This is a genomic window from Motilimonas sp. 1_MG-2023 (genome assembly GCF_030547455.1).
Taxonomy (GTDB): domain Bacteria; phylum Pseudomonadota; class Gammaproteobacteria; order Enterobacterales; family CBDFNC01; genus Motilimonas.
In genome coordinates, this window is sequence record NZ_JAUOPX010000007.1 from 143517 (window position 1) to 154018 (window position 10502).

Here is a 10502-nt window from a genome sequence, read left to right on the forward strand (position 1 = left end):
CTTGCCAATTATTAAGCAGGTGTTACCGCTTTAATGTTCTCATTTGTCAATTCTTCAACGTCTTGCTTAAATTCTTTTGCAATCGTTTGTAACTTGCTGCTGTCTTCCATCATTTGTTGAGAAAGGCGTGTAAGCGCAGCGACTTGATTGCTATTGAAAACCGCTAAAGAAGATACATCCTTTACTTCAGTTGCTGCTTTCATTTGCGATAAGCCAATTTCACTGTAAGTGCGCACTGCGTTTAATTGTAGCTCCGTTAATACTTCTGCATTTTTAGCCACTAACTTGTTGAATTTAAGGTAAGGTGCTAATGCTTTTTCTGACTGCTCGTTAAACAATTTAAACATATCGGTATACATGGTTTATCTCCTGAGTTTTAAAATTTCACGCCTTACATAAAGCGTGTATAGCCACTAACTAGTTAATGAAAAAGCTTACAAACAGCTTTAAGAACAACGTTTTACTAACACCGCCGTGCCCATGCCGCCGCCGACGCAAAGAGAGGCAACGCCGTAATCCCCTTGCTGACGCGCTAACTCATGAACCAACGAAACTAAAATTCGATTACCTGATGCTCCTAAAGGATGACCAAGGGCAATAGCGCCGCCATTAAAATTAGCTTTATCTAGAATAGACTGCACTGGCACTTCGTGATCTGATGCTAATTGTTTCGCTACACCTAATGCTTGTGCAGCGAATGCTTCATTAAGCTCAAACACACTCACATCGTTTATAGATAAGTTTGATTTCTTCAATGCAGACGTCACTGCGCCAACAGGGCCTAATCCCATTAAGCTAGGGTCTAAGCCTACTTGTGCGCAACTCACGATCTCTGCTAATGGTGTTAAGCCTAGGCGCTTAACCGCACTTTCTGATGCTACAATGACAGTGCTCGCACCATCGTTAATCCCCGAAGCGTTACCTGCTGTCACCGTACCGGCTTTATCAAATGCAGGTCGTAAAGCGCTTAAACCAGCAAACGTGGCATCAGCTTTAGGATATTCATCTACTGAAAACGTTTGGGTCGCACGTCGAGTAACAATCTCAACAGGTACAATTTCATCAACAAAGCGACCCGCTTCAATTGCAGCGACCGCCTTTTGCTGACTGGCGAGAGCAAACTCATCTTGCTCTTCTCGCGTAACCCCCACATGCTTGGCCACATTTTCAGCGGTCACTCCCATGTGATATTGGTTAAACACATCCGTTAAGCCGTCGTTAATGAGTAAATCTGTCAAAGCTAAGTTACCCATCTTTTGACCTTGGCGCATTGACGCAGGGACTGTAAATGGAATTTGTGACATCACTTCCACCCCTGCAGCAACCACTACTTGCGCATCACCTGCGCGAATGTGAGAAACGGCATCCATAACCACCTTCATGCCACTACCACATACCATATTCACGGTATAAGCTGGTACCTCAGCGGGAATATCAGCAAATATAGACGCTTGACGCCCTACATTCATACCCTGCCCTGCGGCAATCACATTGCCCACAATCACTTCATCAATTTGGTCCACTGGCAATGCAATTGACGCCACTGCACCTTTAATACTCTCAGCCGCTAATTTACCTGCAGCAAAATCTTTCAAACTGCCCAAAAATGAGCCTATCGGGGTGCGCTTAGCCGCAACGATATACACTTTTTCCATCTCAACCAGATCCTTAATTATTCTTTGCATTGCACTTAGTGCATGTATAAGCCGCCGTTAACGGACAAAGTTTCACCTGTGATATAAGCCGCCGCATCACTCACTAAATAGCTTACTGCCGCTGCAATTTCTTCAGGGCTAGCCAAGCGTTTCATTGGAATTTCACCGGTAATTTTTTCAAGTACTTCAGGGCGCATCGCCGTTACCATCGGAGTACCAGTGTAACCAGGTGCCACTACGTTTACCGTCACGCCACTACGCGCCCCTTCTGCTGCAAGGGCTTTAGAAAAACCAATCATGCCGGCTTTGGCGGCAGAATAGTTAGTTTGACCAAATTGACCACGCAAACCATTAACAGAAGAAATATTCACTACACGACAGTTGCCTTTTTCACACATCGCGGCAAATAAGGGGTGAGTAACATTAAATAAGCTGTTTAGGTTGGTATTAATAACATCATGCCACTGTTCAGCGGTCATTTTCTTAAACACACTATCACGAGTGACACCAGCATTATTCACCAACACATCAATGGTGCCTTCTTCTTGTAACAAGGCACTCAAACGCTCCGCACATTGGGCCGAATCAGACACATCTAATTCAAACAGTTTTACCTGTTCATCTGTGAAATTCTGCTCTTTGAACCATTTCTCTGCACAATCACGATTGCCAGTGTAGTACGCGGCTATCACGCGATAACCTTCTGATACTAATTTACAAGTAATGGCCGAACCGATACCACCTTTTGAACCCGTGATCAAAGCTAGCTTCTTCATTAAAACTCCGTATAAACAATGCACACATATGTAAAGTGCCTGAAGCCACATCTGGTACTGCCTGAGCCAGAATTACAGTCAACTTTTCTTAATTTCTTGCCATCCAGCCTAATTGACAACATAAAATTTAAATCAACTACATGATAATTTTATTAATAGTAGTTTGGTATTTGAACAGATGGGGAGGGAAAGTAACTGAATGAGCAACTTACATCTAGAAATTAGGACTAGCTCTCAATAACAGCGCAATTATGTTTCCAGTATGTTAAATAAAAATCCTATAACGACATAAAAACACTACATTTATTAACAAAACAATAACCTAATAAGCAGCTTTATCCTACTCAGTTGCGCACTATCGCTGCTCACAATAACGCTCCATTTAGCCAAATTGACCCCAACAAAGAGCAGAAATAAAGTTGCCCAGCTTTGCCTTACAAATAAATGGAAGTCCGCATAGGGGGTTCATTCAATCTGAGATCCCATTTGGCCGAGATATTACACCACTAACAAATCATTCATTCCTTAGAGCAATTTAGCCCATGCGTACACCCAACAAGTATAACGCCATAATCACAGGGTAAGCTTCATACGACCTAAGAAAAAGCAGCCTTAACGACGCAACTTTCTAAACTCAAAGCAACACTGCCAACGCAAAACGAAAAAAGATCGAGATCATATTTCTTACTTAGCAAACCTCTATTATGCAACAAATAGCATATTATACATCACAATATATCTTTGTCTGGAAACGTAATGAAACCACTGTTCACATTTATCAGCAGCGTGCCTATGTGTTTTGTCCTTATTGCATGTGGCGGATCAAGTAGCAACAACCCCGATAGCACTCATAATACTGATTCCAATATCGTTCCTCCAAATGTTGCTTCAACGCCTTCACCCACTCCTGAGGCGCAGCCAACCCCCTCTTTAGCACCGTCCACAATAAGTTATCGCTTAGATTGGGCGGCACCGCAGCAACGAGTTGATGGCTCACCATTACTTAACAATGAAATCACAGCTTATGTATTGCGCTGGACTAATACCGCAACAACGCAAAGCCAGAAAATGGAACTAGAGGCCAATATTACCCGCTGGGATCTCGAGTTACCGCTAGGTCAATATCATTTTGAGATTGCCACGAAAGATCACCAAGGCCGGTTAAGCCAATTCGTTTCGCCAAAATCATAGGAGCCCAATATGACCTTCCCATGCAACAAAAAACACTGTTTACTCAGCATATTGCTACTCATCACATTCAGCACACACAGCGCAAACTTGCTCATAGAAGAAACTTTCGACGAATTGCCGGACTGGCACTCAGGTTTACCTGAAAACGGCTTAAACCTTTATGGTATTCATGATGGCCGCACCTTTGGTGATGAGAATAAAGCCGATTTTACGCAGCGCCGTACCGCAGGCCATATATTACCTGGAAAATTTTTATCTGCGCGCCAACAAGGCCAGCATTATAGTCCACGCAATGGCCATGAAAATCATCATGAAATCATTGAAATACTCGCGTCCAATAGCGATAAATCTTTAGGTAAAAAAGGAAAGTCAGCCGTATTTTGGCGTGAACCAACCCAAGACAACAGTCACGCTTGGATGACTGACGGTATTCTGAGCCTTTATTTGCCGGATCTCGTGGCGGGTAAACCTGTTTTTGATAGTAATATCCACCAAGGAATAGACGAAGTTTATTTTGAATTTTGGATCACTTTTTCCGATAACACCACCGTCTACCCACCTTGGCAAGATATTGGTCGACGCGCCGACATGAGTAAAATAGCTCGCGTATCCAGCTTTGATGAACGCGGCAGCGAATACCAAGGCTTTCCTGGTGGTGATAAAGGCCCTATTGTCATTTGGAACTGGATGACTGACTACTATGGCGTGCGTAATGTGATTACCGTTCGCGGCGGCCCTCACGGGCACAGCTATACATTTAATCATGGCGAACTTACTATTCCCCAGGGGTCGCTGAACTACGTCGATATGATAGAAGGGATGGGCCCAAACGGCACCACCGAACGACCTCTCAATTTACGTGATGGTGGCGTCATCGACGCAGCACCGGTTCATCATGACCAAGTTCATGGCAGTGAGCAAGACTGGATCAAAATGGGCTTCTACGTCAAGATGAATTCAGCCATGAATGTACGCGACGGCATACTCATTCAATGGATGAATGGGCGGCGTTTACTCACCATTACCGATATTCCTTATCTGCGCAGCGGACGTAATGATGGCGAAGATGTCATCGTTGCTGACGGAATGGTGAAATGGAACATTGTTGCCATTGGTGGTAACGATTTTTTCCACAGCTGGCCGAAAGAATCCATGCGTGAAGAATGGTACGCCATTGATAACTTACGCGTCTATGACGGCTTGCCAAGTTTTGCTGAAACCGATATCAACGGCTTTACCATGCCACCTAAACCACCACTGCAGTTCACGGTAGAGACTAAATAATGAAAATAAACTTTATTATTCTCCTCACTATATGTTGGGCTGAATTATTGCATGCCAGCGTGCTCTTCAGTGACGATTTTGAAGCCCATCCCGACTGGGTGTCGGGCCGTACTAATCCCGAAAACCCAACTGGACGACCACTGTCTAACCCGCCCCCCGCAGGATGGACAGCCTTACGCACCGATCCTGCTCGTGCACCTTCCATGGGTGATATTGATCGTCATGAGTCAATTGAAATAAAAGCAGACCCTAACAAAGCGCGCTCTGGGATTCGTTCTGTGCAGTTTTATCGCGATGGCAAAAGTGAGCCAAGTTGGAAATGGTGGTCGGATGGAATTTTAGCAAAACGATTAGAGCAAGATCACAAGCAGCTCACTGTGTCATTTTATATAAAATGGCAACCCGATAGCACTCACCCACGGGGCATGAGTAAGCTATTTCGTATAACTCACACGAAAGGGATCGGCGATCAAATATTTCGAAACTTTCACGACGGTTTTAATGGACCAACCGCAGGCTGGATGTACTCGCACGATGAATACGGGTTACGTAACTTTAATATGATGCGCGGCTACCCGCCCGCGACCAACTATTACTTTGAAGAGGCCATGCCAATTGATTTACCACGCAACATGTTTAATGGCGACATGAGCCTAAATTGGCATCAGAATCTCACCGACTTAAATCGCGATGGCGTAACAGATAACCCCAATACTCAGCTATACAGCTGGGTCAGCCACAACTTAATACCAGGCAATAATTTCGAAGGCATCATTAGCCCACAAGACTTGTTCGGAAACAGCCAACACTCAGGCTGGCGACGTATCGACCTATTTGTAAAAATGAATTCCGCCCCCGGTGTCGCCGATGGTGTTTATGAGCGCTACATTGACGGTCAAAAAGTCTTCGCTAACAGTCAAATTCCTTGGATAGCAGCCTCCAGTGATAAAATAGTGGGATGGAATCTAATCAAGGTAGGCGGTAATGATTACATTAAAACCGTGCCCGAAAGCGAGCGTTTTGAAGACTGGTATGCCATTGATGATGTCGTCATTCGTACCGAACACCCTAAAGAACCGCACCCGCCAGCACAACTAAGGGTTACAAAACTATATAAGTAGATGATATTAATAAAATTTCACTGCGTTTGGCCACTATTAATTCGATAATAACGCTAGGCAGCATCGCGCTGCTTTTTTGCTTAATAATAATGAAGTACAGATCAGCGCCAGCGTTACCATTGCGTTTCGCGACTTCAGCGCAAGGGCTCATAAAATGAGCCGATCAAGCCATGTATAAAATAAAACGCAAAGGCAAAAATAACTATGCTATAGCCGATGGTTAGCCAACGTATCTATGATTGCCCACTAATGTGGTTAAAAAACCAATGTTGCCACGCTAGCCGTCATTACAGCCTCTCCTGAAAGCACTTGAGCGGATTTCACTTGCCGCGTTACAGGCTCAACAATATGATGCTTAATCTCAATAATTCTGTAGCTCAAAGGCGAGAAGTAGCATGATAGTTTACATAGATATGGACGATGTGCTGTGTGATTTTAGTCGCGCGTTCCAACGCGCGATTGCCCATACTCCACAAATTCAGTTTCCCCAATCACAATATGGCTTTTATACGGCTCTCGAGCCCATAGAAGGCGCAATAGAAGCTGTCAACGCATTGATCGAGTCCAGTTCATACACGCCATATATTCTCACCGCGCCGTCAGTTAGAAATCCACTTTGTTACACGGAAAAACGCGTCTGGGTAGAGCGGTATTTTGGCTTAGATTTTGCCGAAAAGCTGATCATTTGCTCAAACAAAGGCCTGCTAAAGGGAGATTATCTGATTGATGACAAATCAAAAGGTCGCGGTCAGGAAGGCTTTACTGGTGAGCTGATTCAGTTTGGCCAAGCACCATTCCAAGACTGGCAAGAAGTAAGAAAATACTTACGCTTTTAACCGTTGCATGCTCATTATTTTAAGAGCATGCAACAAATGAAACCTTACTGCTGAAGACGCTCTTTAGCTTCCTCAACTTTAGCAAAATCTAAACCAAGCTCATCGACCGCTTCTTTTAGCAAAGCTGGATTTTGCATCACTTGCACCATTAATTGTTGCAGCTTATCTTGTGGTAGCCCTAACTGGCTTAAGGTGGTCATCGCCGCTAACGGGTTTTGCGTGAGGGTTTGAAATAACTCGTTGATCTTCTCTTCTGAGACATTGTTCTCTTTTAACAGTGCAATAATCGGGTTCATCGAAATACCTTTCACTAGTAAACATAATTTGGTGCCAGTTTAACATTTGCCTTGCTAGCTGGGTACTAGCAAATAACTCGCACCCCATCACCCTCATAGTGAGACTTTGCTATCTAACTAAGCCTGACCTTGGAGCGTCACCAGCAAGGTTCTGGCGCCACCAAAATTACGGTGCTCACAAAGGTAAAGTCCTTGCCAAATGCCCATATTAAAGCGGCCATTGGTAACGGGGACTGACACACTGTGCCCTAATAAACTGGACTTAATATGACTAGGTAAATCATCACTGCCTTCGTAAATGTGCTTATAATACGGCTCGTCTTCTGGCACAGTGCGGTTAAAAAACTGCTCAAAGTCTTGTCGCACAGTAGGGTCAGCATTTTCATTGATAGTTAAGCCCGCTGAGGTATGTTGAATAAAAATATGCGCAAGCCCAACAGATACCTCAGATATTTCCGGCAACAACTGTAATACTTCATCAGTAATTAAGTGAAAACCGCGCTTTTTCGGCGATAAAACAATTTCTTTTTGAATCCACATAACACTCTCACAAATAACTCACACAAAACGATATTTTACAGTGAGCGCAGCCCATTAACCATCTATACCCAATCAACTTGAAGATGCATGTTTCAAGCATCTCCAGGTTGATTGGGTATAGACCCGCAATTGCCTTAACGGTCAGCAGCAAAATGATGATTGAGCGTATCATAACGCCAACGATTCGCGATAAGATCCAGTAAGTAAATAGCCAGCCAAGCAAAAAGAAATTAAAGTAAGCATTGCTTAAACTGTAATTCACCGCACTTCGTACAACAGCGTGATGAATAACCACTATATAATAAAAGGATTTCAGCGATGACAGCTCCATCAAGCACTGCCCCGCAGCCTAACATTTCAGATTTAGCGACCTTTGCTAAGGCTGTCGATTATTCCTTGATGGAGCAACTCACCCCCGATCCAGACGCCACAGCAGATGGCCATGATCACTATGCGCGACAAGTATTTTCAGGTCATTACGTCCCTGTAAAACCCACCGCTATAGCAAATGCTAACTATGTCAGTCATAGCCAAGCATTTTTTGCGCAGCTGGGATTAGCGGACGCCCTGGCTCATGATGCAAATTTTCGTCAGCTTTTTTCCGGTGATTTAAGTAACGCCCCAGCCCCCATGAAGCGCTTCGGCTGGGCAACAGGCTATGCGTTATCAATTTATGGCACCGAATATACTCAGCAATGCCCATTTCATACCGGTAATGGCTACGGCGATGGTCGCGCCATGTCTATATTTGAAGGCGTCTTCAATGGCCAGCGCTACGAAATGCAATTAAAAGGTGGAGGCCCTACCCCCTATTGTCGCGGAGCAGATGGCCGGGCAGTATTACGCTCTAGTGTGCGTGAATTTTTAGCGCAAGAATATATGCACAACTTAGGGGTGCCAAGCTCTCGCTCTCTCACCTTATATGTATCCAAGTCAGAAACGGTCTCTCGGCCTTGGTATTCAAGCAGCTCCTATTCCGCCGACCCCGATGTGATGGTTGAAAACCCAGTCGCTATCTCAACCCGCGTCGCGCCCTCATTTTTACGTGTTGGTCAAATAGAGCTGTTTGCCCGCCGAGTGCGTGAAAATACCCACAGCAACGCCTTCGCTGAGTTAAAGCAAATAGTGGTGCATTTAATTGCGCGTGAATACCAAACTGAAATAGACGCAAACCTTGAATTTAATCAACAGATTATTGAATTAGCCAAGTTGTTCAGAGTGCGTCTAAGCAAACTCATCGCTAACTGGCTACGTGTTGGCTACTGCCAAGGCAATTTTAACAGTGACAACTGCGCCGCCGGTGGCTTTACCTTAGATTATGGCCCGTTTGGTTTTTGCGAAGCCTTTGACCCCGAGTTTCAACCGTGGACAGGCGGGGGCAAACACTTTTCTTTCTTTAATCAGCCCGCGGCAGCCGAAGCTAACTTTCATATGCTTTGGACAGCATTAAGGCCACTGTTAGCGCAAGATGAACATACACTGGCCCAATTAGATGACGTTCGCCGTGGCTTTAAAGACGAAATACAACAGCAATGTCAATCAATCTGGGCCGCTAAACTGGGCCTAAGTGAATTCCCCCCTGAACTATTTAGCCAGCTAATGCAGTTAATGATCCAAACCAAGGTTGACTACACTATCTTCTTCCGTGAGCTATCCCATATACCTAATGATATCAGCAGTTTGAAAAAGAGTTTTTACCTACCTACATCTGCTGAGCAAGATAAGCAATGGCAGCATTGGTTAGACCAATGGCTCAACCTGCTGGCAAATGAGAAACAAGATTTAAAAACCATTGCAAGCAACATGAAACGCACCAACCCCAAATACACTTGGCGCGAGTGGTTGATTGCGCCCGCTTATCAACAAGCGATGCAAGGCGATTACTCATTGATTGAAGAACTAAAGCAAGTATTTAGCGACCCATACGGTGAGCAAGCCAAGGCGATTGAAGAGAAGTATTATCGACTGAGACCTCAAGAATATTTCCACGCTGGCGGGATATCGCACTATAGTTGTTCGTCTTGAATAGCTAAATGGTCAGGAAAGCTTACGCCGTAACCACAGAAATATTAGCGTGGTTTCGGCGAAATAATGTGGCTAATGCCAGTTTCAACTTGGCTAGAGCTGAGCTAAATAGGTAATAGCTACGTATCAAAAAACATGTATCAAATCTCAAAGGAGTGAGCGATGAAAAATGAGATTTGCAGTAAAACTATACTAACGGTATTTGAATATATTCAGCAGCATGGTGAAGACACCGGCCAAGGTAAACTCTGCTCAGGCATATTAGCGTTTACTGACTTCGACTGCTACACACTCTATCTGCAAGGTAGCGGTGTAACAATGCGATTTGGTTTTCATAATTCTTATCACTTAGATTACGAACAACAGTCGCAAAAAAATGATTTTTTAAAGAAAATTAACCTGATTTATAATCAAGCCATAAAGCGACACAGTTAGATACTACCCACTTGAAAATCGAATAGAAATGTTATTTTGATGCCCTTATCCGCGAGCTTAGAAAGATATTCGATAGCAAGGGCGCGCTGAAGTGGCCAACAAGCAATAAGTATCAAAAAATATCAGCTGACACCAATTAAGCTGCCGAAATCCAGACACAAAAAAACCGCTCATTGAGCGGCTTTTTTAATTTGGTCGGTGATGAGCGTACTTTGAATTAGTTAACTCCCGACCTCAAGCTTCGCTTGTTAGAGAAACTTGGATAGGTGGTCGGTGATGAGAGATTCGAACTCCCGACCCTCTGGTCCCAAACCAGATGCGCTACCAGGCTGCGCTAATCACC

General features: G+C 44.2%; 11 protein-coding genes. 6 read left to right on the forward strand and 5 right to left on the reverse strand.

Going from position 1 to position 10502, the window contains the following annotated elements:
• Positions 1 to 11: 11 nt before the first annotated feature.
• From Q4519_RS05725 to Q4519_RS05735, 3 genes are all read right to left on the reverse strand, one after another.
• Complete coding sequence (locus Q4519_RS05725) at positions 12 to 359, reverse strand: phasin family protein (RefSeq protein WP_232801100.1); 348 nt, start codon at positions 357 to 359, stop codon at positions 12 to 14.
• Between the two features lie 87 nt (positions 360 to 446).
• Entirely contained in the window at positions 447 to 1655 is a 1209-nt protein-coding gene (locus tag Q4519_RS05730; protein ID WP_303510556.1) for an acetyl-CoA C-acetyltransferase, read from the reverse strand.
• 35 nt (positions 1656 to 1690) lie between these two features.
• Entirely contained in the window at positions 1691 to 2431 is a 741-nt protein-coding gene (locus tag Q4519_RS05735; RefSeq protein ID WP_232801096.1) for an SDR family oxidoreductase, read from the reverse strand.
• Between the two features lie 756 nt (positions 2432 to 3187).
• Between Q4519_RS05735 and Q4519_RS05740 the strand changes: the two genes are divergently transcribed.
• From Q4519_RS05740 to Q4519_RS05755, 4 genes are all read left to right on the forward strand, one after another.
• Positions 3188 to 3622 carry a hypothetical protein gene (locus Q4519_RS05740; protein ID WP_303510562.1) on the forward strand — a complete coding sequence of 145 codons (435 nt, stop codon included), beginning with the start codon at positions 3188 to 3190 and terminating at the stop codon, positions 3620 to 3622.
• Between the two features lie 9 nt (positions 3623 to 3631).
• The gene (locus Q4519_RS05745; protein WP_303510565.1) at positions 3632 to 4906 is read left to right on the forward strand and encodes a hypothetical protein; all 1275 of its coding nucleotides are present in this window, start codon (positions 3632 to 3634) and stop codon (positions 4904 to 4906) included.
• On the forward strand, positions 4906 to 6027 hold the full coding sequence (locus Q4519_RS05750; RefSeq protein WP_303510568.1) for a hypothetical protein: 1122 nt from the start codon (positions 4906 to 4908) through the stop codon (positions 6025 to 6027). The genes Q4519_RS05745 and Q4519_RS05750 overlap by 1 nt, the downstream gene beginning before the upstream one ends.
• Positions 6028 to 6422: 395 nt before the next feature.
• The gene (locus tag Q4519_RS05755) at positions 6423 to 6863 is read left to right on the forward strand and encodes a hypothetical protein (protein WP_303510571.1); all 441 of its coding nucleotides are present in this window, start codon (positions 6423 to 6425) and stop codon (positions 6861 to 6863) included.
• Positions 6864 to 6907: 44 nt separating this feature from the next.
• Here Q4519_RS05755 and Q4519_RS05760 read toward each other — a convergent pair whose 3' ends face one another.
• Both Q4519_RS05760 and Q4519_RS05765 read right to left on the reverse strand, forming a co-directional pair.
• Entirely contained in the window at positions 6908 to 7159 is a 252-nt protein-coding gene (locus Q4519_RS05760) for a DUF2999 family protein (RefSeq protein ID WP_232801088.1), read from the reverse strand.
• 117 nt (positions 7160 to 7276) lie between these two features.
• Positions 7277 to 7699 (reverse strand): secondary thiamine-phosphate synthase enzyme YjbQ, encoded by a 423-nt coding sequence (locus Q4519_RS05765; RefSeq protein ID WP_303510573.1) that lies wholly within the window; start codon positions 7697 to 7699, stop codon positions 7277 to 7279.
• 318 nt (positions 7700 to 8017) lie between these two features.
• Here Q4519_RS05765 and Q4519_RS05770 point away from each other — a divergent pair, with 318 nt between their 5' ends.
• Positions 8018 to 9724 carry a YdiU family protein gene (locus Q4519_RS05770; RefSeq protein ID WP_303510576.1) on the forward strand — a complete coding sequence of 569 codons (1707 nt, stop codon included), beginning with the start codon at positions 8018 to 8020 and terminating at the stop codon, positions 9722 to 9724.
• Positions 9725 to 9886: 162 nt separating this feature from the next.
• Entirely contained in the window at positions 9887 to 10159 is a 273-nt protein-coding gene (locus tag Q4519_RS05775; protein ID WP_232801082.1) for a DUF3081 family protein, read from the forward strand.
• Positions 10160 to 10502 lie beyond the last annotated feature (343 nt).

Coding starts and splice junctions, on each gene's coding strand:
- Q4519_RS05755 (WP_303510571.1), top strand. CDS start 6,423: ATGATAGTTTACATAGATATGGACGATGTGCTGTGTGATTTTAGTCGC.
- Q4519_RS05735 (WP_232801096.1), bottom strand. CDS start 2,431: ATGAAGAAGCTAGCTTTGATCACGGGTTCAAAAGGTGGTATCGGTTCG.
- Q4519_RS05765 (WP_303510573.1), bottom strand. CDS start 7,699: ATGTGGATTCAAAAAGAAATTGTTTTATCGCCGAAAAAGCGCGGTTTT.
- Q4519_RS05725 (WP_232801100.1), bottom strand. CDS start 359: ATGTATACCGATATGTTTAAATTGTTTAACGAGCAGTCAGAAAAAGCA.
- Q4519_RS05730 (WP_303510556.1), bottom strand. CDS start 1,655: ATGGAAAAAGTGTATATCGTTGCGGCTAAGCGCACCCCGATAGGCTCA.
- Q4519_RS05770 (WP_303510576.1), top strand. CDS start 8,018: ATGACAGCTCCATCAAGCACTGCCCCGCAGCCTAACATTTCAGATTTA.
- Q4519_RS05750 (WP_303510568.1), top strand. CDS start 4,906: ATGAAAATAAACTTTATTATTCTCCTCACTATATGTTGGGCTGAATTA.
- Q4519_RS05745 (WP_303510565.1), top strand. CDS start 3,632: ATGACCTTCCCATGCAACAAAAAACACTGTTTACTCAGCATATTGCTA.
- Q4519_RS05740 (WP_303510562.1), top strand. CDS start 3,188: ATGAAACCACTGTTCACATTTATCAGCAGCGTGCCTATGTGTTTTGTC.
- Q4519_RS05775 (WP_232801082.1), top strand. CDS start 9,887: ATGAAAAATGAGATTTGCAGTAAAACTATACTAACGGTATTTGAATAT.
- Q4519_RS05760 (WP_232801088.1), bottom strand. CDS start 7,159: ATGAACCCGATTATTGCACTGTTAAAAGAGAACAATGTCTCAGAAGAG.